The following is a 21,384-nucleotide window of genomic DNA, read 5'->3' on the forward strand; positions in this document are numbered from 1 at the left end:
TTCCGGGCTTTCATCCCGTGTTGGCCGGAGGGTAGTGCCGTCATCGTTAGGGTCCGGGGGCTGTGAGCGTCGCCAGCCCCGTCCGGCCGCCCTCCCCCGGGGAGACCGCCCGCGACCCGTTCTTCGACAACGCCAAGTTCCTGGCGATCACACTGGTGGTCTCCGGCCACCTGATCGAGGACCTCCGGGACGTGGCGGTCGCCCATGCCGCGTACTTCTACGTCTACGTGTTCCACATGCCGCTGTTCATCGTGCTCAGCGGCTATCTGTCACGGAACTTCACCTTCTCCTCGGGCAAGGCGCGCAAGCTGATCAGCACGCTGGCCGTGCCGTACGTCATCTTCGAGCTGGCCTACTCCCTCCCCCGGCTGATCATGTACGGCAAGCTCGACATCAGCCTCCTGGACCCGTACTACCTGACCTGGTTCCTGATGTCGCTGTTCCTGTGGCGGCTGTCCACCCCGGTCTGGCAGCAGCTCAGGTGGCCCCTGGCGGTCGCGGTGGGACTGTCGCTGCTGTCGGGGACGAGCGCCCTGCCGGACGAGCTGTCGATGAACCGCACACTCGGGCTGCTCCCCTTCTACGTGCTCGGCCTGATGCTTCGGCCCGAGCACTTCACCCGGCTCAGGCAGCGGGCGGTGCGGATCGCGGGGGCGGTCACGCTGGCGGCCGGGGCGGTGCTCGCCCTGGCCGTGCACACCGAGGTGCCGACCGAGTGGATCCGCTGGCGGCACGCCAACCAGGCGATCGGGGTGGACGACCTCACCGGGAGCCTGATCCGGCTGGCGATGCTGGCCGCGGGCGCGCTCCTGGTCGCCGCGTTCCTCGCGGCCGTCCCGTCCCGCCGGACGTGGTACTCCGAACTGGGCGCGGCGACCATGTACGCCTACCTGCTGCACGGCTTCGTGGTGAAGGTCGCCGAACGCTTCCGCGGCGACTGGGCGGAGACCCCATGGGGAGTGGCCCTCATCGCGGCCGCCGGAGCCGCACTGGCCGCCGCGCTGTGCACGCCACCGGTGCGCCGGGTGACCCGCTGGGCGGTCGAGCCCCGGATGAACTGGGCCTTCACCCGCATGCGGCGCCCGGACCGGGGAGCCTGAGCCGGCCGTACCCCGGCCCGGCCCCCGATCGGCGAGACCTCGTCCCACTCCTGTCACCGGGGACATCCCCGGCTCGCCTCCCGAGGTGGGGCGGGGGTCCTGCTCCTTAGCGTCGAGCGGGTGGGAAAGCCCGAGTGCGCTCTTTGGGGGCGCGACAGGAGGACGAGGACCATGGCAAGGAAAAGCATCATCGGCGCCCTGCTGTCGGTGGCGGCTTTGACGCTGGCCGGTACGCAGGCTCTGCCCGCCGCCGCCGCCACCGCGTTCGTCGACGCCGGCACCTGCACCTTCAACGCCGCCTCCGGTGAGCTCCGCTACACGGCCGCCGACGGGATCGACAACGAGGTGACCATCGAGCTGGAGAACAACAACGTCTTCATCCGGGACGGGGCCGGTGACGTCGTCGCGGGCGCCGGCTGCATCGCGGCCGGCAACGACGCGCGCCGCCCTGCGGGCACCGTCACCCGCATCCACGTGGCCGCCGGTGACGGCGACGACAGCGTGCGGGTGACCGCCCTCAAGCGGGCGGTCCTGCGGGGCGGCGACGGCGAGGACGACCTCCGGGGCGCCGGTGTGGCCGACGACATCCGCGGCGGAGCCGACAACGACGACCTCCGCGGCGGCGGCGGGAACGACACCGTGTTCGGCAACGGCGGCGACGACGACATGTTCGGCAACGCCGGAAACGACGAACTCAACGGCGGAGCCGGCAACGACAACATGAGCGGCGGCGCCGGAAACGACGAACTCAACGGCAACGCCGGCGACGACGAGCTCAACGGCAACGCCGGCACCGACGACCTGAGCGGCGGCGCCGGCACCGACTCCTGCAACGGCGGAGCCGGCACCGACACCGAGACCAACTGCGAATAACCCCCGAACACCCGAGGCTCGCGACCCCCACCCCAGGGGCCGCGAGCCTCACCACGAGCGCCCCACCGCAACGCCGGGTGGAGCGGGCTCGCGGATAATCGCGATCATGACGTTCCCTCGCATGATCGCCACTGACCTCGACGGCACTCTCCTGCGCAGCGACGGCACCGTGTCCGAGCGGACGCGCCGGGCCATCCTCGCCGTCCGGGACGCGGGTGCCGAAGTGGTGTTCGTGACGGCCCGGCCGCCCCGGTACGTGGACGCCATCGCGGAGATGCTCGGTTGCGTCGGAACCGCCGTCTGCAGCAACGGGGCGATCGTCTACGACGTCGGGAACCGTCGCGTCGTCACCGCGAACGCCCTCAGCCTGGAGGTGACGAGGGAACTGGCCGGCTCTCTCAAGACGGCCCTGGAGGACGTCACCTTCGCGATAGAGACCGGTCACCAGGTGGTCTGCGAGGTCTCCTACCACAACGGCCGGGACGCGCACGGCGAGGTCCAGTTCAGGCTGCCGACGCTGGACCACGTGCTGCGGGAGGCCGATCCCATCATCAAGCTGCTCGCCTGGTCGGCGTCGCGGGAAGCCGACGCGATGTGCGAGATCGCCCGCCGGGCGGTCCTGGGACAGGCGGAGGTCACCTACTCCGGCGGGAAGGGACTGCTGGAGGTCAGCGCCCCCGGCGTCACGAAGGCCGCGACGCTCGCCGGGATCTGCACGCGACTGGGCATCACCCCCGCCGAGGTCTGGGCCTTCGGGGACATGCCCAACGACCTCCCGGTATTGACCTGGGCCGGGGTCCCGCACGCGATGGGCAACGGCCACCCGGCCGTCCTCGCAGCCGCGCGCCGCCGTACGGCCTCCAACGACGAGGACGGCGTGGCTCTGGCGCTCGAAGGACTCCTCGGAGTCTGAGCACCCTGAACGGCCCCGCACCCCCGCTTCAGCCACCCACCGCACTCTGGTCGTCCGGGAGAGATCCACCCCATACGGTCCGCATGGGTACGGCGGGTCACGAGGAGTGCGGAGCGGGCGGGTGTGCAGGCCGGCGTATAAAAGGACCGCACCCCGCGCGCCTGAGCAGGCCGAAGGCCTGAACACACCAGACAGCGACTGAGACGGCCGGCCGTAACACCCGCCCGTAGAGCACGACCATGTATCCCGCCCCGGTCGCCGTACACCCGGCGCCGATCACCTCCGCCTCCCGCCTCGCCGTACCGGCGCCGACGGGTGGGGGCCGCAAGCGAGCAGGCGGGGACGCGCTTCGCCGTACGGGATGGCGCGCGCCGTACAGGGTGGGTGGCACGCCGTACGGGGGCGCCGGGCACTCGGTGCACAACGCCTCGCCGTACCGGCGCCGGTCTTTCCTGGGTGCGTGCCGTGCTCAGATCATCACGTGGGCTTCGGGGTGGCCGACGAAGGAGAACTGGGCGCCGCGGGTCAGTTTGTGGTCGTCGGGCTGCCAGGTGTGCATCGCCGGGTCGCCGCTGCGCCAGTAGACGAAGTTGAAGCGGTCGGCGGAGTAGATCTTGACGCGGTCTTCCTTCAGGCGCTTGACCAGGCGGGTGTCCTCGCCGCGGGTGACGTCCTCGAAGCCGTAGTGACGGAACATGTCGGCCTTGCCGAGGAACGTGCCGCCCTGGACCAGCCAGGCGTAGCGGTGCTCGAGGCCCGGCATGCGCAGCATCGTGGTGTTGCGGCTCTCGAAGTAGGCGTAGTGCGCGCCCTTGCCCACCAGTTCGGCGTCGGAGTAGTCGAACGCCCGGACCAGGTCGGACAGGTAGTGGGCGCCGTAGAGGTTGTCGTCGTCCATCTTGGCGATCAGCTCGCCCTCGGCCGCCGCGATGCCCGTGTTCATGCACGCGCCGAGCGACATCGACGGGTCGGCGGGGAGCACCACCACGTCGGAGATCCCGGCCATGCGGGCCTTGTCGGCCACGACCACCGGGTCGATGTCCAGGCCGTGCAGGACCATCACCAGCTGCAGCGGCCGGTGGATCTGCTTGGCCACCGAGGAGATGGCGTGCTCGATCTGGGAGGCCCGGTTCGTCGGCAGGACCACGGAGACCGACCGGGTCCGCGGCGTGACGGGCTTGCCGAGGAGCTGGAGGATCTGGTCCACCCGGTGGGAGAACAGGTGCTTGTCGAAGACCTCGCGCATGGCCAGGTGACCCTGGCGGGCACGCAGCTCGGGGCTGTTGATCAGGTGCAGGACCTGGTTGTAGGACTCCAGCTCGTCATGGGCGATCGGGATCAGGTCCCCGAAGGTCTCCTCGATGGCGCGGGACCAGCCGGAGACCACCGAGGTCGAACAGGCCGACAGCTCGAAGACGCGGCGGGCGCACATGGTCGGCGAGTCGAGCACCGAGTTCACGTTGAGGAAGACCTTGTACATCTTGTACGCGGCCAGCATCCGGTCGTACGGCAGCTCGCCCACGATGTGCGGGACGTACTTCTCCGGCCAGGCGTACTTCTCGTCCACGGTCCCGTTGCGGGCGAAGATGTGCAGGCCCAGCTCGCGGATCGGGTTGAGGACGGTCTCCATCTGCTCGCGGCGCTCGGGGTGCTTGTCCCGGAAGTACATGCCCGCGAAGACGACGTCGTGGATGCGGCCCTGCCTGTCCTGGATCGGGTTGTGCACCCGGGGCTGGGCCGCGAACTGCAGGACGTCGATCCGGTCGTGTCCCAGGATTTCGCGATATTTCGGCACCATGTCGCCGTCGCACGTGAACACGTAGTCGAACAGCTTGGCCGTGTCGATGAAGAAGTCGAAGTTCGGCGGGTCCTCCTTGTTCCAGAAGACCGTCGGGATTCCCTCCTCCCGGCACCAGTCGATCAGCGCGCGCAGCTCGGGCTTGGGCGCGTTGGTCCCGGTCATCTGGTAGCGCCAGCGGCCCTGGTTGCCGTGCCAGGCCGACTCCACGAACAGCAGCTCCGGCCGGCGCTCGGCGAAGATCTCCGGCCAGTCGCGCAGCCCGAACTCGATCTGGTCCCACTCGTACTTGAACGCCATCCGGGAGAAGTCGTCCAGGATGACCGCGACCTTCATGTCCGGCCGCACGATCGGCCCGGACGGCCACTTCACCTGGGGCACGTCCACGGCCGGGCCGCGGTTGTCCAGCTCCGCGACGACCTCCGCCACCGGCCGCGGCGCCTTGGGCCCCTTGCGGGGCTTCATCGCGGCCTTGAGCCTGCCGGGCAGCTGCACCATCCCCGGGCCCCGGGAGCCGGTCAGCGCCTCGGCCACCCGGTAGGGCCGCTGGGCCTTGGTCGACTCCAGCTTCCACTGGGCGTAGTCCGCACGCGCCTCGGCGACGGCCAGGCGCCGCTCCAGGTCCCGCACGCGCTCCTCGAAGCGCTCGATGACCTTGCGCTCCTCGGGCAGCCAGTTGACCGGCCCGAGCCGTCGGAACGCCGGCTCTTCAGGGGTCTCTTCGCTCGCGGGGGAAGTCATGGGAATCGCCTTCGTCCGGGGTCGTGCCAGGGTACGGCCTGCGCCGCACTGAAAAGGTGCTTTTACAGGGATTTGGGCGGTACGGCCTGCGACGCCGGGGAGAGGTTCTCCCCGTCGAGCCAGGAGGCGATCACCCGGGCGATCCGGGGACCGGCCTTGCCGTCCCAGAGCGGGGGCAGCTCGCCCGACGGAGTGGCCGCGCCGTCGGCCAGGGCCTTGTCCGCGGCGGCCGGCAGCAGCGCCGGGGTCACCAGGCGGTTGGTGCCGTGGGTGACGGTGATCGGCCGCTCGGTGTTGGGCCGGACGGTCAGGCAGGGCACGCCCAGCATGGTCGTCTCCTCCTGCACGCCGCCGGAGTCGGTGACGACCAGGGTCGCGCCGCGCACCAGCGACAGGAAGTCGACGTACCCCAGCGGGTCGACGATCAGCAGGTTCCCGCCGGTGACCAGCCCGGCCGCGGCCAGCCGGTCGCGGCCGCGCGGGTGGATCGGGACCACGATCGGCAGGCGCTCGCTCACCTGCAGGACCGCGTCGACCAGTTCCTTGGCGGCGGCGGGGTCGTCGACGTTGGCGGGACGGTGCAGGGTCGCCACGCCGTACCGCTCGGGCAGCCCGAGGCGCTCGCGCACCGGGGCCGGGTCGAGGCGGTCGATCGCGGAGAACAGGCTGTCGATCATGGGGTTGCCGACGAGGTGGACGCGCGCGGGGTCCACGCCCTCGTTCGCCAGGTGGGACAGGGCGTCCGGGGAGGTGGCGAACAGGATGTCGGACAGGGCGTCGGTGACGACCCGGTTGACCTCCTCAGGCATGCCCCGGTCGAAGGAGCGCAGGCCCGCCTCGACGTGCGCCGTCGGGATCTGGAGCTTGGCGCAGACCAGGATCGCGGCCAGCGTCGAGTTCACGTCGCCGTAGACGACGACCAGCGAGGGCCCGTGCTCCAGCACGACCCCCTCCAGGCCGGTGAGCAGCGCCGCCGTCTGCGCGGCGTGCGAGCCGGAGCCGACGCCCAGGTTGGCGATCGGCTCGGGGAGGCCGAGGTCGGCGAAGAACACGTCCGACATCAGCGCGTCGTAGTGCTGACCGGTGTGGACGATGCCCTGCCGCACTCCCAGATCCGCGAGGCCGCGCACCACCGGGGCCGCCTTCACGAAGTTGGGACGGGCGCCCAGCACATGCAGGACGAGGGGATTTTCGGGGGCCGGCGTCGCCTGCGAAGGGGCGGAGTCCCTCATTGACCTCGCCTTTCATGTGGGAGTGGGGCAAACGTTGCCTATGGTACGGTCACGACCGTGGTACCTGACGCCAGTCCGCCGGAGTCCCCCAAGGTTTCCGCGAAGTCGGCGCGTGCCGGTTTGCGCGGACTTCTCAAGGGGTTCGCCCAGCATCCGATCATCGTTTCCCGGGTCGTCGTGACCAAGGTCAAGACCGACCCCGTCCGCGTCGCGCAAGCGGCCGCGGAGACCCTTCCGCCGCGCATGCGCCCCGTCGTGGGCCGGATCGCCTGGCCCGTCGCGCGCCAGGCCAGGCGCGCCGTGCGCAGGCTCGGCATGCGCATGGTCAAGGGGCCGTGGAACGAGGCGAAGGAGCACTTCGACGCCGGCCGGATGACCGAGGCCGCCGAGGTGCTCAAGGCGCACAGCAAGTACCCGTTCATCAAGCGCAGGGCCGCCTACTACGCCGGCGAGCTGGCCGCCATCCAGCCGAACCCGATCCCGCCCAAGTCCAAGGTGATCGTGGGCGAGCGGGTGCGGGGCCGGATCCTGCACTGCGTCACCAACGCCCTGCCGTACACGCAGGCCGGCTACACCGTGCGCACCCACCGGATCGTCACGGCCCAGAAGGCCGTCGGCCTGGACCCGCACGTCGTCACCAGCTGGGGCTGGCCGATGATGCAGGGCCACGCCGACGCCACGCCGTACGAGGAGCTCGACGGGATCCCCTACCACCGGCTGCTGCCGAGCGGCGAGGTGCCGTTCGAGAGCCGGGGACGGATGATCCGGGGCGCCGGCGAGGTGACCGAGCTGGTCCGGACGCTGCGGCCGCAGGTCCTGCACGCCGCGACCGACCACCGCAACGGCTCGGTGGCGCTGGCCGTGCGCGAGCGGACCGGCACTCCGGTGGTCTACGAGGTCCGCGGCTTCCTGGAGGAGACCTGGGCCTCCCGGGACCCCAAGCGGATCGGCAGCCAGCGGCACGTGCTCCAGCGCGACCGCGAGGCGTTCATCATGCGCTCGGCCGACGCGGTGGTCACCCTCGCCGAGACCATGGCCGCCGAGATCGCCGAGCGCGGCGTGCCCCGCGAAAAGATCTACCTCGCTCCCAACGCGGTGGACGACTCGCTGCTGACCGCCTCCTACGACGGCGCGGCCTTCCGCGCGGCGTACGGCATCGGGGCCGACGAGATCGTCATGGGCTCGGTGTCCAGCATCGTGGCCTACGAGGGCTTCGCCACCATGATCAGCGCCGCCGCGCTCCTGCGCGACCAGGGCGCCCCGGTCAAGGTGCTGCTCGTCGGGGACGGCGCGGAGCGGCCCGCCCTGCTGGAGCAGGTCGAGGAGCTGGGCCTGGGCGACATCGCGATCCTGCCGGGCCGGGTGGGTCCCGAGGAGGCCCTGCAGGCCCAGTCGGCGATCGACATCTTCGTCTGCCCCCGCGAGGACCTGCGGGTTTGCCGACTTGTTACGCCATTGAAACCCGTCGAGGCGATGGCGCTCGGCAAGGCCGTGGTGCTCAGCGACCTGCCCGCTCTGGCGGAGCTCGTCGGCTCCGACGGGGCCGGTCTGCTGGTCCCGCCGGGGGACCCCGAGGCGCTCGCCAAGGCGGTCGCCGGACTGCGCGACGACCCGGAACGCCGGGCCCTCATGGGCGAGGCGGGCCGGGCGGAGGTCGCGGCCAAGCGGACCTGGGGCCGGGTGGCGGAGATGTACCGCGACCTCTATCAGTCGATCACCGGTTGACCGTCGGTGACAATCATGGACAACCTTCACGTTTGCCATGCGTTTGGTTGCATCAGACGTGGCTTGTGTCGAGTTGAGATAACCTTTGCGACCATGAAGTGTTGTTTCCGGCTCCTCAGGGTCTCCCAGTGACCGGCTACGACCTGGCCGTAATCGGTCTCGGGTACGTCGGCATGCCGCTGGCCAAAGAGGCCACCGCGGCGGGTCTGCGCGTCGTCGGGTTCGAGGTCGACCCCCGCAAGGTGGACGCCCTCAACGCCGGCCGCTCCTACATCGACGACCTGACCGACGCCGACCTCGAGCACATGCTGGCCCACGGGTTCAGCGCCACGCTGGACGAGACGGTGCTGTCCCGCAGCCGTACCGTCGTCATCTGCGTCCCGACCCCGCTGGACGAGGACCACCGTCCCGACCTGTCGGCCGTCGAGGGGGCGACCGCCACCGTGGCGCGCAACCTGGCCCCGGGCACGCTGGTGGTCCTGGAGTCCACCACCTGGCCCGGCACCACCGACGAGGTGGCCCGTCCCCTGCTGGAGTCCTCCGGGCTCGTCGCGGGCAAGGACTTCCACCTCGCCTTCTCGCCCGAGCGCATCGACCCGGGCAACCCCAAGTTCGGCCTGCGCAACACGCCCAAGGTCGTCGGCGGCTACACCGCTGCCTGCCGCGACGTGGCCACGGCCTTCTACGCGCAGTTCATCGAGCAGGTCGTCCCGGTGAGCGGCACCCGCGAGGCCGAGATGGCCAAGCTCCTGGAGAACACCTACCGGCACGTCAACATCGCCCTCGTCAACGAGATGGCGATCTTCTGCGACGAGCTCGGCATCAACCTCTGGGAGTCCATCGAGGCGGCGGCCACCAAGCCGTTCGGCTTCCAGAAGTTCCTGCCCGGACCGGGCGTGGGCGGCCACTGCATCCCGGTGGACCCGTCCTACCTGTCCTACACCGTGCGCAAGCTGGGCTACCCGTTCCGGTTCGTGGAGCTGGCCCAGGAGATCAACGAGCGGATGCCGTCCTACGTGGTGGCCCGCGCGCAGCGGCTGCTCAACCGGCACAGGAAGGCCGTCAACGGCTCCCGGGTGCTTCTGCTCGGCGTCACCTACAAGCCCGACATCGCCGACGAGCGCGAGACCCCGGCGCTGCCGGTCGCGCGGGCGCTGATGGAGCTCGGCGCCGACCTGGTCTTCGCCGACCCGTACGTCAGAGAGTGGACGGTCGACGGAGTCTCGGTGCCGCGTGAGGAGAACCTCGCCAAGGCGGTCGCCGAAGCGGACATCACGCTGCTGCTGCAGCAGCACGCCGCCTTCGATCTGACGACCGTCGAGGACCACGGCACGCTCGTGCTCGACACCCGCGGCGTGCTCGCCGAGGGTGAACGCGTCGAGCGGCTCTAGCGACGGAGGGCTGCGCGCAGTGCACGTGCTCGTCATGACGGTGGTTCATCACCCCGAGGATGCCCGGATCCTGCACCGGCAGATCCGGGCGCTCGTGGACGCCGGTCATGAGGTCACGTATGCCGCGCCCTACACCGCGCGGGGCGTCATGGCACGGTCCTGGGTCAACGGCATCGACCTGCCCCGCGCCGCGGAGCGCAAGCGGCTGGCGGCGGTGCGCGCCGCGCGCAAGGTGTTCAAGCGCATGCGCGACCAGGTCGACCTGGTGGTCATCCACGACCCCGAGCTGCTGCTCGCCGTGGCGGGCGTGCGCAAGCGCCCGCCGGTGGTCTGGGACGTCCACGAGGACACCCCGGCGACCCTGTCGCTCAAGCCCTGGCTGCCGGCCTTCCTGCGCCCGCCGGTGCGGTTCCTGGCCCGCCTGCTGGAGGGTACGGCCGAGCGCCACCTCCACCTGCTGCTGGCCGAGACCGCCTACGCGGGCCGGTTCCGCCAGGCCCACCTGGTGGTGCCCAACGAGACGTGGGTGCCCGACGCCGTGACCACGCCGGGCGACGACCGCATCGTCTACCTCGGCTGGCTGTCGGAGGCCCGGGGCGTGCACGAGGCCATCGAGGTGGCCCGCCTGCTCCAGCCGTACCGGGTGGCGGTCGAGCTGATCGGTTACGCCGACCCGCAGTCGCGGCCGCTGCTCAACGACGCGGTCACCGAGGGCCTGCTGGAGTGGCGCGACTTCATGCCGAACGACGAGGCGCTCAAGCGGCTCGACGGGGCGCTGGCTGGTCTGTCGCTCCTGCACGACGAGCCCAACTACCGCCACTCCATGCCCACGAAGATCGTGGAGTACATGGCGCACGGCATCCCGGTGATCACCACTCCCTCGCCCCGCGCGGTGGAGCTGGTCGAGCGCTACAACAGCGGCATGGTGGTCCCCTGGCAGGACCCCAAGGCCGTGGCGCAGGCCGTGCTGACACTGCGCGACGACGCCAAGGAGCGGCATGCCCAGGGCGCTCGCGGGTATGCGGCGGCCCGTGCGAACCACCACTGGCCGAACTCGGCCCGCCGCTTCGTCGCCCAGCTGGAGGCCTGGGCCGGGGTCAAGAACTGATCCGCCCGGCCGGAGACGTGGGCCCGCGACCGGCCCGTGTCCCGGAGAAGCTCCTTACGTCAGCCTGATCGCAAGAACGGTAGTGTCCTGAACGTGCGCTGGTTCACGGCTCTTCTCGGAGTGGCGATCCTCGCCGCGGTCGCGACCGTCGTGCTGGTCCTGCGGCCGGACGGCCCGGCGGGCTCGGTCAGGACGGGCGACAGCTCGCCGGTCGCCTCCTCCGCCTCCTCCGCCGCCCCGAGCGTCTCCACCTCTTCCCAGGCCGAGACCTTCACCGACCCGTGTGGAACGTTCGACACCACGGTGAAGGCGCCGTACGCGGTGACGGGTTACTGGCTCATCCCGACCACCGACCACTGCACCTGGCGGAGCCAGTTCCGGGCCATCCACGAGGTCGGCGGCGACACCGTCATCCGGATCGGCTGGGGCCTGCAGGCCCGTGCGATCGACGGGGACGGCCGGATCCTCAAGGACGGGGAGGTGGACCGCCTCTACGAGCCGTGCGAGGAGGACGGCCTGTCCTGCGCGGCGGCGGCCGAGCGCGACCTCAAGGCGCTGAACCCGGGCAACCGGATCAGCTGGACCTTCGTCTACCGGACCGACGAGGCGTTCGGGCCGAACATCTTCCGCTGCCCCTCCGTGGAGAAGAAGATCCAGGTGGGCCGGAAGGTCTTCTACCGGATCGTCGCCCCGGAGGACGGCAGCGACGACGCCACCTGCGACAACCTCAGCTCCCGGGGGCGCGCCTACCACGTGATCCTGATCGCCGCCGCCGAGCAGGACAAGGACAGCCTCACCGAGCTGCTCGACCTCGGTGACCAGTTCCACATGAAGGTCTTCCCGGCGCTGCCGCTGGCCCCGCGAGACCCGGGCCAGACGACCCGGGCCTCCGAGCGGGGCATCGAGACCCTCACCACGCTCACCCGGCGCATCCTGCAGGACTACGGCGCCCGCTTCCGGGACAGGGCCTCGCTGGGCGGCTTCTATCAGCCGTTCGAGCTGCAGATGCGCGACATGGTCTACACCGGGTCGGACGACCCCGAGGAGGCGGCGAAGGACAACCCGACGCTGCGGGTCTACGCCTCCCAGCACGAGATCGTGGAGCAGGTGATGCCGGGCAAGCCCATCCTGGTCAGCCCCTACCTGGAGGCGCGCAAGAAGAAGGCGTTCAGCGCCACGCCCAAGGAGGTGGCCAAGGGCTTCGAGGCCCTGGCCAGGACCGGGGTCGGGATCATCGCGCCGCAGGACAGCCGGGGCACCGGGAAGGTCGGGCTGTTCTGGCCGGACGAGAAGGACGAACCGGTGGACGAACGGCTCGTCCCGGTGGTCGGCGAGGGGCTCAGCAACGGCGAGGCCTACCACGGCTCCACCCGCGACTACTACCGGGCGATGGCCGAGGCCCGCACCAGGATGGTCGAGCAGGGCTACGACGTGCAGCTGTGGGCCAACGTGGAGGCGTTCGAGCCGTCGGCGGCCCAGCCCTGCGGGTCCCGCACCGGGACCCGGGGGGCCACCGACAAGGACCGGCTCGACCGGGCCGTCACGCAGGTCGGCCGGTACGTCTCCAAGGTCGTCTCCTACATGTGGAGCGACTTCTTCACCTGCGGCTCGCCGTCCCTGGCCGAGGAGGTCCTGCGCGACCACGACCGGCCGATCCCGGTCGACGCCGTACGGCTGGGCCGCGACATCCGGGACGGCATCGAGATCCGCGGATACAACATCCCCGTGGGCACGAAGGTGACGATCACCTGGGAGGGACAGCAGGAGCCCAGGACGGTCGACGTCGCCGGGGTGAACCTCGTGCCGCCGCCGGAGGGCACGCCCACCGGGATGACGACGGCGTGGCTGCCGTTCGACTGGACCCAGGTGCCGGCCGACACCTGGGTGCGCCTGGAGGTCGCCGCAGCCGACGGACGCGAGGCGGCGGAGCCGTTGCACGTCCGCATCGTCGCCTGATCGGTGTAACGTGCCTGCCGTGACTCCTCCGGTTCCGCGGATCCCCGTCAGCGTGGACCTGGTCGTCCTCACGGTGCGCGGCCACGAGCTGAGCGCGCTGGTCTGGCGGCGGGACAACCCGCCGTACGAAGGACACTGGGCCCTGTCCGGCGGCTTCATCCACCTCGACGAGGACCTGCCCGCCGCCGCGGGCCGGATCCTGGCCGAGCGGGCCGGCCTGCCCGGCGCCCCGGTGCACCTGGAGCAGCTGCAGACCTACGGCTATCCCGACCGCGACCCCCGCCAGCGCGTGGTGAGCGTGGCCTACCTCGGCCTGGCCCCGGACCTGCCGGCCTCCACCGAGGCGCACATGAGCTGGCAGCCGGTCAGGGAGCTGACGTCCATGGCCTTCGACCACCGGCGCATCATGGTCGACGGCGTCGAGCGGGCCCGGGCCAAGCTGGAGTACAGCTCGCTGGGCGCGGCCTTCTGCCCGGCCGAGTTCACCGTGGCCGACCTGCGCCGCGTCTACGAGATCGTGTGGGGCCGCCCGCTGGACCCGCGCAACTTCCACCGCAAGGTCACCAACGCCGAGGGCTTCCTCGTCCCCACCGGCCGGACCACCACCCGTGACGGAGGCCGTCCCGCCAAGCTCTACCGCCGGGGCCCGGCCGAGCTGCTGCATCCCCCGATGCTGCGCTCGCTCAAGGACTGACCCGCCGCGCCCTCCACCGGGGCAGGGGGTGGTGCCCCAACCGCCTGCTCCTCATAAGGTAAGGCCATGCCTCGTTTCCGCGCGATCCTGGACACAATGCCTGCTTACAAGCCGGGCAAGGCCGTGGTGTCCGCCGACGGCCGGTCCTACAAGCTGTCGTCCAACGAATCCCCCTACGACCCGCTGCCCTCGGTCGTCGAGGCGATCGCCAAGGCGGCGACGGAGATCCACCGTTATCCCGACCCGGCGGCGACCGCGCTCACCGCCGCGCTCGCCGAGCGGTACGGCGTGCCGCCCGAGCACATCGCGCTGGGCGCGGGCTCGGTCACCGTGGCCCAGCAGCTGTTCGAGACCGTGGGCGAGCCGGGCGCCGAGGTGGTCTACGCCTGGCGCTCGTTCGAGGCCTACCCGCTCCTGGCCGACCTGGCCGGGGCGACGTCGGTCCGGGTCCCGCTGGTGGAGGAGACCCACCACCTGGAGGCCATGGCCGAGGCGATCACCCCGCAGACCCGGATGGTCTTCGTCTGCAACCCGAACAACCCCACCGGCACGGTCGTGCGCGCGGCCGAGCTGGAGGCGTTCCTGAACCGGGTCCCGGAGAACGTGCTCGTCGTGCTCGACGAGGCCTACCGGGAGTACGTCCGGGACGCCGACGTCACCGACGGCCTGACGATCTACCGGGACCGGCCGAACGTGGCGGTGCTGCGGACCTTCTCCAAGGCGTACGGCCTGGCCGGGCTCCGGGTCGGCTATCTGATCGCCAACGAGCCGGTGGCCTCCGCCGTGCGCAAGACGATGGTGCCCTTCGCGGTCAACCACCTCGCCCAGGTCGCCGCGGTGGCCTCCCTCGCGGCCGAGGAGGAGCTGCTGGAGCGGGTCGAGGCCGTGGTCAAGGAGCGCACCCGGGTCCGGGAGGCGCTGATCGCCCAGGGCTGGACGGTGCCCTCCACCGAGGCCAACTTCGTCTGGCTGCGCCTGGGCGACGACACGACGGCCTTCGCCGAGGCGTGCGCGGTCGAGGGCGTCGCCGTACGGCCCTTCGCGGGCGAGGGCGCCCGGGTCTCCATCGGCAGTCCTGAGGCCAACGACGCCTTCCTGGCGGCGGCGGCCGCCTTCAGGAAGGGCTGAGGCCCGTCCGGGCCGGAGCGGAGGGCCCCGTCCGGTCCTCCGCCGGCCCCGGCGGCCTCCAGGGAGGCCGTGACGTCGCTCAGGCCGGGGTCGCGGCCTCCACGGCCTCGGGTTCCTTCTCCTGCGTCCCGGCGGGTCTGCGGCGCTCGGTGGAGACCACCAGGGCGACGCCCAGGACGATCACCAGACCGGCGGCGACCATGGAGCCGGTCACCGGCTCGCTCAGGACCAGCGCGCCGAGGATCACCGCCACGACCGGGTTGACGTAGGCGTAGGTGGACACCAGCGAGATCGGCGCCTTGCCCAGCAGCCACACGTAGGACGTGAAGGCGACCAGCGAGCCCATCACGATCAGGTAGGCCAGCGCGGCCCAGGACCGTCCGGAGACGACGGCCGGGTCCAGCCGCTCGCCCGAGGCGAGGGCGATCACCGCCAGCCCGGCGCCGCCGGCCAGCATCTCCACCGCGCTCGCGGTGAAGGGGTTGGCGGGCATCGGGATCCGGGAGGACAGGAACGAGCCGACCGACCACGACAGCGACGCCAGCAGGATGATCGTGATGCCGGTGCCGCTGCCGGCGCCGTCGCCGCCGGTCAGGGAGAGCACCGCGACCCCGGCGAAGCCGATGAGCACCCCGGCCAGGGTGAGCACCCGCGGCCGGTCGCGCGTGACGATCCGCAGGATCACCAGCCACAGCGGCACCGAGGCCACCAGCAGCGCGGCCAGCCCGCTGGAGATGTGCTGCTCGGCGACGGAGACCATGCCGTTGCCCGCGGTCAGCAGCAGGAGGCCGACCAGCGCCGCCCCGCCGAACTGCCTGACGGTCATCCGGAAGGCCTCCGGCCCGCGCAGCAGCAGGATCGCGGCGGCCAGGACCAGCGCGGCCGCGGAGAAGCGCATGGCCCCGCTGAGCAGCGGCGGGATCGTCTCGATCACGATCATGATGCCGAGGTAGGTGGAGCCCCACACCACGTAGACGATCGCCAGGGCGCCCCAGACGAGCAGTGATGTGCGCTTGTCAGCAGTGTTCGGACTCATGACACATGACAATACCGGTCGCCCCCGACATTCCGCTCGCGGGTTCCGGCCGCCGCGTTCCCGCCCGGGTTCCTAGCGCCTCCCCGGGACGACCAGGCCGGACTCGTAGGCCTGCACGACCAGCTGGGCCCGGTCGCGGGCGCCCAGCTTGCCCAGGATCCGGCTGACGTGGGTCTTGGCGGTGGCGTGGCTGATGGTCAGGTGCGAGGCGATCTCCTCGTTGGACATCCCTGTCGCGACCAGGGCCAGCACCTCGCGTTCGCGGCCGGTCAGCCGCTCCAGGCCGGGTCCGGGCACCGGCCGGGGCGGGGTGGCGACGTACTCCTCGATCAGACGGCGGGTCACCGAGGGCGACAGCAGCGCCTCGCCGCCCGCGGCGACCCGCACCGACCGCAGCAGGTCGGCCGGTTCGATGTCCTTGACGAGGAAGCCGCTCGCCCCGGCGCGCAGCGCGGCGAAGACGTACTCGTCGAGCGCGTAGTTGGTCAGGATCACCACGCGCACCCCGTCCAGCCCGGGGTCGGCGCCGATCCTCCGGGTGGCCTGGATCCCGTCGACCGACGGCATCCTGACGTCCAGCAGCGCCACGTCCGGCCGCAGCGCGCGGCACAGCTCCACGGCCTCGCCCCCGTCACCGGCCTCGCCGACCACGGAGATGTCGCCCGCCATCTCCAGCAGCACCCGGAACCCGGCGCGGATCAGCGGCTGGTCGTCGGCCAGCACCACCCGGATCACGGTGTCACCCGGACCGGCGCCCGCCCGGATCACGAGCGTCCCACCGGCGGTTCGGCCCGCAGGTCCGTCGGCGGTTCGGCCCGCAGGTCCGTCGGTAGTTCGGCCCGTACGGCGAAGCCCCCCCGCGGGCGCGGCCCGGCGCTGAACGACCCGCCGACGGCGACCGCGCGCTCGCGCATCCCGATCAGTCCCATCCCGTTCCCGGTCTCCCCGGCACGGGACTCCCCGTCGTCCTCGACGCCCAGCACGATCATGCCGGGACGATACTCGGTCGTCAGCGTGATCGACGCGGCCCCGGCGTGCCGCAGCACGTTGGTGAACGCCTCCTGCACGATGCGGTAGGCGGCCCGGTCGACCTCCGGGGGGAGCTCCCGCCGGGTGCCGACGACGACCGTGCGCACCGGCAGCCCCGCGGACTCGGCCCGGTCCACCAGCCGGGGCAGCCGGGCCAGGCCCGCCTCCGGGCCGTCCGGCTCGGCCTGCCGGAGCACGCCCAGGGTGGCGCGCAGCTCGTCCATGGCCTCGCGCCCGGACTCCCTGATGGCGCTCAGCGCCTCGCGGGCCAGCTCGGGCCGGTGCTCGAAGGTCTGCAGGGCGACCGACGCCTGGACGTTGACGACCGAGATGGCGTGGGTGAGCGAGTCGTGCAGCTCCTGGGCGATCCAGAGGCGCTCCTCGCCGGCCCGGCGCAGCGCCTCCTCCTCCCGGGTGCGCTCGGCCTCGGCCGCCCGCCGCTCGACCTCGCGGACGTAGGCGCGGCGGTTGCGGCTCAGCTCGCCGGCCACGACCGCCGCCGCCAGCCAGCCGCTGAGCAGGGTCAGGCCGCCGGGCTCCGGGTCGTGCTCGGCGAGCGCGACCGGGACGGAGATCCCCACGGCGAGCGCGGCGGCCAGCGCGATCGCCAGGCGGCGCCGCCCGAGGACCGCCGCCGTGTAGATGGCGACCAGCGCGGGCACGACGGCGAAGACGCCCGGATACCGGGCGGCGTAGTAGGCGACGGCGCAGCCCACCGTGACGGCCCCGACCGGCACGGGGGTCACGCGCCGCAGCGCCAGCGCGAGCGAGGACACCACGATCAGCGCCAGGCCCGGCGTGTCCAGGGGCCGCTCGGCCAGCCCCGAGTCGGACAGCCGCCCGTAGGTGCCCACGACACCCAGCGCCAGCACGACCACGGCGTTCAGCACGTCGACCTTCCAGGTCTTCACGCTCTCCGCGGCTTTCCAGATCTTCACGGTCTCCGCGGTCCTCCAGGCCCCCGCGGTCTCCGAGATCCTCGCGCCCGGGCCCCGCACGCCTGAGATCCTCATCCCTGAAACGGTAGGTCACCGCGCCGGTCGTGCCCACCGGCCGGTGGATGACATCGCGCCTGCGCCCCCGGTGGTATCCGGGGCCCTGTACGGCCGCGCCGTACATCCCCGGATGTACGGCGAAGTGACGCCGCCGGTCGGACGACCGCGCGACGGCGTCACGCCACCATTGCGATCATGAAGAGCTCACCCGCCGCGGCACAGCCCGGCCTCCCGCCCGCCGCGGCGCGGGCCCGCCGTACCCGCGCACCCGGCTGGACCGTCTGGTCGCTGCGCGTCACCGCCACCCTGCACCTGCTCGGCGTGCTCGGCCAGGCGGCGCTGGCGGGACTGTTCGTCACCGGCGATGTGGACATGCTCCTGTTGCACCGCGACAACGCCGGGTTCACCGCCGCCATGCTGCTGTTCCAGCTGGTGGCCGCGATCCTGCTGTGGCGCCCGGTCAGGGGGCCGGCCTGGCCCGCCCGGATGACCGGCGGGCTCATGGTGGCCGAGACGCTCCAGGTCTTCATGGGACAGGAACGCGTCCTCATCGGGCACTTCCCGCTCGGCGTGGCCATCTTCGGCGCCTCCGCCGTACTGACCGGATGGGCCTGGTCCGGCCTGCGGACGGAGGAGGCGTGATCTCCCGCCGGGGCTTCCTCGGGCTGCTCGGCGGCACCGGGCTCGCGGTCGCCGGATGCGGCGCGGGGGGCGGACTGACGGCGGAGGTCTCCGGGGAGGTCCTGACGAGCGCGCTGCCGCTGCCCAGGCCGTTCACCGTGCCGCTGCCCTTCCCCGCGACGGCGCGCCCGGTGCGGCCGGGCCACTACGAGGTGGTCCAGCGCGCCGCCAAGGTGGAGATCATCCCGGGCACCGTGACCGAGGTGTGGGGATACGACGGCACCTTCCCCGGGCCGACCTTCGACCTGCGCCGCGGGAGCCGTACCGTCGTCAGGGTCCGCAACGAGCTGTCCGTGCCCACCTCGACGCACCTGCACGGCGGGGTCAACCCGCCCGACTCCGACGGCTATCCCACCGACCTGGTGGTGGCCCGGGGACGCGGGTTCCGCCCGCCGCCCGGGGGACACTCCCGTCACGGGGCCGCGGACATGTCGCAGTGGACCATCCATCCCGGGGCCAGGGACTACGTCTACCCGCTGGAGCAGCCGGCGGCCACGCTCTGGTACCACGACCACCGGATGGATTTCACCGCGCCGCAGGTGTGGCGCGGGCTGGCCGGGTTCCTCCTGGTCCGCGACGACGAGGACGACGCCCTGCCGCTGCCCAAGGGCGAACGGGACATCCCGCTGATGATCTGCGACCGCGCCTTCGAGGAGGACGGCTCCTTCCGCTATCCGTCGCTGGACCCCAGCCTGCTGGTGCGGCCCGGGGTGGAGGACGCCTACATGGAGGGCGTGGAGGGCGACGTGATCCTGGTCAACGGGGCGCCCTGGCCGGTGCTGGAGGTGGACGCCGCCCGTTACCGGCTGCGCCTGCTCAACGCCTCCAACGCCCGCCGCTACCGGCTGGCGCTGACCCCCGGCGGCCGGTTCGTCCAGGTCGGCGGCGACCAGGGGCTGCTCGCCGCGCCGGTGGAGCACGACGCGATCACCGTGGCGCCCGGCGAGCGCTTCGACGTGGTCGTGGACTTCTCCGCCCATCCCGTCGGCGCCGAGGTGACCCTGGTCAACACCCTGGGGACCGGCCCGGCCCGCAACGTCATGCGCTTCCGGGTCGCCCGCCGGGTCCGCGACGACAGCGCGGTCCCGGACCGGCTGGGCCGGGTCGAACCCCTGGAACGGTCGGCGGCCGTCGCGACCCGGGTCTTCGACTTCCGACGGACCGGGCAGGGCGGCGGCGGGTCCTGGACGATCAACGGCATGCCGTACCGCCCGGGGGTCCCGCTGGCCAGGCCGCGCCTGGACACCACCGAGCTGTGGCGGTTCACCGGCGACTTCCACCACCCCGTCCACGTGCACCTGGCCCGCTTCCAGGTGATCGCGCGCAACGGCCGCCCGCCCGCGCCGACCGACGCGGGCTGGAAGGACACCGTGGACGTGCGGCCCTACGAGGTCGTGGACACGCTGGTCCGCTTCGAGGGCTACCGAGGCCGGTACATGATGCACTGCCACACCCTCGAACACGAGGACATGGCGATGATGGCCGACTTCGACGTGGTCTGACCGGCCGCGGGTCCGACCGGCCGCCCTAGCGGCTGCCGAGCTTCTCCACGATCAGGCGGTACAGCTGCCGCGGACGGCCCGGCTGTGGGGTGCGGTTCGGCGGGAGCGGCCACGCGAGTCCCTCGTCCACCAGCGTGCGCAGCAACCGCCGTGCCGTGCGGGAGGTAACGCCGAGCATCTTGCCCGCGCTCTCCGCGTCCACCACCGTGTCGCCGCTCTCCAGCTTGGCGGCCAGGCGGGCCAGCACCTCGACACCCTTGGGCTTGATCGCCCCCGTGCCGTGGGGAGGCATCCGGGGCGCGGGGATCAGCGCCCTGCCCTCGCGGTCGACCGCGAAGCCCTGCGCCTGCTTGCCCGCCTGGGTGCGGGCCAGGGCGGCCCTGGCGTGCGCCTCGGCGTCGTGGGTCGTGCGGCCCATGCCGACGCCCACCTCCACGGCCAGGCCCAGCTCGTCGCGCACCCGGGCGGCGAAGGGCAGCACCCGGAAGCCCTCGGTGGCCGAGGCCACCGAGCCGCGGGTGGCGGTGACCATGTAGCTGTGGTCGTCGATCGCGGTCACCGTCGCGTTGATCCGGTTGGCCTCCTGGACCAGCAGCCGGTGCAGCGACAGCCGCAGCTCGTCGCGCCAGTGGCGCGGCGCGGCGCGGCGGACCGGCTCGCGGAGCGTGGGCACCTCGACCAGGACCACGGTCAGCTGCGACTCCTCCAGGCGGTGGTGGGCGCCCAGCAGCGCCGCGGTGTGCAGCGCCGTGCGGACGGCCGCGGAGGTCGGGCGGATCCTGACGGCCGGGATGTCCGCCGCCCGCAGGCGGTCGGCGACCGCCGGCAGGCAGGTCAGGGCCCCGGTGGTGCTGCCCTGGCGCACCAGGCGCTCGTGGAAGGCCGCGATCGTGCCCGTGGCGCCCGGTTCGTCGCGGCTGTGCACGTTCTCGACCGGCAGGCCCAGATCGGCGTAGGCCTCCTCGACGTCCGCCCGGCTCAGCACGTCGACGCTGACCCGGCGGGGGTCGATCCGCTCGTCCATCACCGCCTTCGCCAGCGCGGCGATCAGCGCGGCGCCGCCGAGCTGGACGTACGTCGCCGGCATCGTCAGCACCCCTGACCGCCGGGCCAGGTCGTAGGGGACGGGGCTGGCGAACAGACACGCGTCCACCCCCGCCCCCAGGCGGGTCACCTTGTCCGCGGCCTCCTGTTCGTCGCGGTAGGCGGCGGCCACGAGGCGACAGGGAAGGGGTGCCGCCGCATGGCCCATCAGCATCACTCGCTCGACGAGGTCATGGGGGCCCACCACACCGATAGTGAGATCCGGTGTCATGGCACCCGGGCGTGACACTCGTGGAGCTTCTTCGGCCCGCTCGACCAATGTTCGTTCCCATCCTGCCGTCCGTTGATTTCGGCTCTCTTTTGGAACGATCGCTCGCGGGGACCATAATGTCACGCCCGATTTGATGTCAATCCGCGGCCAACCTTGGGCGGTAAATC

The 21,384-nt window shown here is 71.9% G+C and carries 17 protein-coding genes; 11 read left to right on the plus strand and 6 right to left on the minus strand.

Features of this window, described 5'->3' with window-relative positions; translation table 11 throughout:
- The first annotated feature begins 62 nt into the window (after positions 1-62).
- From Psi01_RS22910 to Psi01_RS22920, 3 genes are all read left to right on the plus strand, one after another.
- A complete protein-coding gene (locus Psi01_RS22910) occupies positions 63-1,100 on the plus strand; it encodes an acyltransferase family protein (RefSeq protein ID WP_204066119.1) in 1,038 nt (345 codons plus the stop codon).
- A gap of 171 nt (positions 1,101-1,271) precedes the next feature.
- Positions 1,272-1,973: a calcium-binding protein gene (locus Psi01_RS22915; protein WP_204066163.1), complete on the plus strand. Its 702-nt coding sequence runs from the start codon at positions 1,272-1,274 to the stop codon at positions 1,971-1,973.
- A gap of 106 nt (positions 1,974-2,079) precedes the next feature.
- Positions 2,080-2,886, plus strand: coding sequence for a Cof-type HAD-IIB family hydrolase (locus Psi01_RS22920; protein WP_204066120.1), 807 nt, complete (start codon positions 2,080-2,082; stop codon positions 2,884-2,886).
- 469 nt (positions 2,887-3,355) lie between these two features.
- Here the strand turns inward: Psi01_RS22920 and Psi01_RS22925 are convergent, their stop codons facing one another.
- The gene (locus Psi01_RS22925; protein ID WP_204066121.1) at positions 3,356-5,425 is read right to left on the minus strand and encodes a glycosyltransferase family protein; all 2,070 of its coding nucleotides are present in this window, start codon (positions 5,423-5,425) and stop codon (positions 3,356-3,358) included.
- 62 nt (positions 5,426-5,487) lie between these two features.
- Positions 5,488-6,657, minus strand: coding sequence for a non-hydrolyzing UDP-N-acetylglucosamine 2-epimerase (gene wecB, locus Psi01_RS22930; protein WP_204066122.1), 1,170 nt, complete (start codon positions 6,655-6,657; stop codon positions 5,488-5,490).
- 120 nt (positions 6,658-6,777) lie between these two features.
- On the opposite strand from wecB, the gene Psi01_RS22935 reads away from it, so the two are divergent.
- The 6 genes from Psi01_RS22935 (at position 6,778) to hisC (ending at position 14,659) form a co-directional block, all read left to right on the plus strand.
- Positions 6,778-8,382 carry a glycosyltransferase family 4 protein gene (locus Psi01_RS22935; RefSeq protein WP_239127932.1) on the plus strand — a complete coding sequence of 535 codons (1,605 nt, stop codon included), beginning with the start codon at positions 6,778-6,780 and terminating at the stop codon, positions 8,380-8,382.
- Positions 8,383-8,510: 128 nt separating this feature from the next.
- Positions 8,511-9,773 (plus strand): nucleotide sugar dehydrogenase, encoded by a 1,263-nt coding sequence (locus tag Psi01_RS22940; RefSeq protein ID WP_204066124.1) that lies wholly within the window; start codon positions 8,511-8,513, stop codon positions 9,771-9,773.
- 19 nt (positions 9,774-9,792) lie between these two features.
- Positions 9,793-10,881 carry a glycosyltransferase gene (locus Psi01_RS22945; protein ID WP_204066125.1) on the plus strand — a complete coding sequence of 363 codons (1,089 nt, stop codon included), beginning with the start codon at positions 9,793-9,795 and terminating at the stop codon, positions 10,879-10,881.
- Positions 10,882-10,974: 93 nt separating this feature from the next.
- Positions 10,975-12,837, plus strand: a complete 1,863-nt coding sequence (locus Psi01_RS22950; RefSeq protein ID WP_204066126.1) for a DUF4434 domain-containing protein — start codon at positions 10,975-10,977, stop codon at positions 12,835-12,837.
- A gap of 19 nt (positions 12,838-12,856) precedes the next feature.
- Positions 12,857-13,531, plus strand: coding sequence for an NUDIX hydrolase (locus Psi01_RS22955; protein ID WP_239127933.1), 675 nt, complete (start codon positions 12,857-12,859; stop codon positions 13,529-13,531).
- 66 nt (positions 13,532-13,597) lie between these two features.
- Complete coding sequence (gene hisC, locus Psi01_RS22960; protein WP_204066128.1) at positions 13,598-14,659, plus strand: histidinol-phosphate transaminase; 1,062 nt, start codon at positions 13,598-13,600, stop codon at positions 14,657-14,659.
- A 79-nt stretch (positions 14,660-14,738) separates the two neighbouring features.
- On the opposite strand, the gene Psi01_RS22965 is transcribed toward hisC, so the two are convergent.
- The 3 genes from Psi01_RS22965 to Psi01_RS22975 form a co-directional block, all read right to left on the minus strand.
- The gene (locus Psi01_RS22965; RefSeq protein ID WP_204066129.1) at positions 14,739-15,695 is read right to left on the minus strand and encodes an EamA family transporter; all 957 of its coding nucleotides are present in this window, start codon (positions 15,693-15,695) and stop codon (positions 14,739-14,741) included.
- 72 nt (positions 15,696-15,767) lie between these two features.
- The gene (locus Psi01_RS22970) at positions 15,768-16,430 is read right to left on the minus strand and encodes a response regulator (protein WP_204066130.1); all 663 of its coding nucleotides are present in this window, start codon (positions 16,428-16,430) and stop codon (positions 15,768-15,770) included.
- A gap of 29 nt (positions 16,431-16,459) precedes the next feature.
- Entirely contained in the window at positions 16,460-17,737 is a 1,278-nt protein-coding gene (locus Psi01_RS22975; protein WP_204066131.1) for a sensor histidine kinase, read from the minus strand.
- 177 nt (positions 17,738-17,914) lie between these two features.
- On the opposite strand from Psi01_RS22975, the gene Psi01_RS22980 reads away from it, so the two are divergent.
- A complete protein-coding gene (locus tag Psi01_RS22980) occupies positions 17,915-18,361 on the plus strand; it encodes a hypothetical protein (RefSeq protein ID WP_204066132.1) in 447 nt (148 codons plus the stop codon).
- On the plus strand, positions 18,358-19,902 hold the full coding sequence (locus Psi01_RS22985; RefSeq protein WP_204066133.1) for a multicopper oxidase family protein: 1,545 nt from the start codon (positions 18,358-18,360) through the stop codon (positions 19,900-19,902). Before Psi01_RS22980 ends, Psi01_RS22985 begins: the two co-directional genes overlap by 4 nt.
- Positions 19,903-19,927: 25 nt before the next feature.
- Here Psi01_RS22985 and Psi01_RS22990 read toward each other — a convergent pair whose 3' ends face one another.
- Positions 19,928-21,217 carry a GTP cyclohydrolase IIa gene (locus Psi01_RS22990; RefSeq protein ID WP_203876032.1) on the minus strand — a complete coding sequence of 430 codons (1,290 nt, stop codon included), beginning with the start codon at positions 21,215-21,217 and terminating at the stop codon, positions 19,928-19,930.
- Positions 21,218-21,384: the final 167 nt, after the last annotated feature.

This window comes from Paraplanobispora siamensis, assembly GCF_016863175.1.
Classification (GTDB): domain Bacteria; phylum Actinomycetota; class Actinomycetes; order Streptosporangiales; family Streptosporangiaceae; genus Planobispora; species Planobispora siamensis.

What these genes read in the sequence shown, in the direction of transcription:
- Psi01_RS22925 (WP_204066121.1), bottom strand. Translation starts at nt 5,425, where the DNA reads ATGACTTCCCCCGCGAGCGAAGAGACCCCTGAAGAGCCGGCGTTCCGA.
- wecB (WP_204066122.1), bottom strand. Translation starts at nt 6,657, where the DNA reads ATGAGGGACTCCGCCCCTTCGCAGGCGACGCCGGCCCCCGAAAATCCC.
- Psi01_RS22980 (WP_204066132.1), top strand. Translation starts at nt 17,915, where the DNA reads ATGAAGAGCTCACCCGCCGCGGCACAGCCCGGCCTCCCGCCCGCCGCG.
- Psi01_RS22965 (WP_204066129.1), bottom strand. Translation starts at nt 15,695, where the DNA reads ATGAGTCCGAACACTGCTGACAAGCGCACATCACTGCTCGTCTGGGGC.
- Psi01_RS22990 (WP_203876032.1), bottom strand. Translation starts at nt 21,217, where the DNA reads ATGACACCGGATCTCACTATCGGTGTGGTGGGCCCCCATGACCTCGTC.
- Psi01_RS22975 (WP_204066131.1), bottom strand. Translation starts at nt 17,737, where the DNA reads ATGAGGATCTCAGGCGTGCGGGGCCCGGGCGCGAGGATCTCGGAGACC.
- hisC (WP_204066128.1), top strand. Translation starts at nt 13,598, where the DNA reads ATGCCTCGTTTCCGCGCGATCCTGGACACAATGCCTGCTTACAAGCCG.
- Psi01_RS22920 (WP_204066120.1), top strand. Translation starts at nt 2,080, where the DNA reads ATGACGTTCCCTCGCATGATCGCCACTGACCTCGACGGCACTCTCCTG.
- Psi01_RS22915 (WP_204066163.1), top strand. Translation starts at nt 1,272, where the DNA reads ATGGCAAGGAAAAGCATCATCGGCGCCCTGCTGTCGGTGGCGGCTTTG.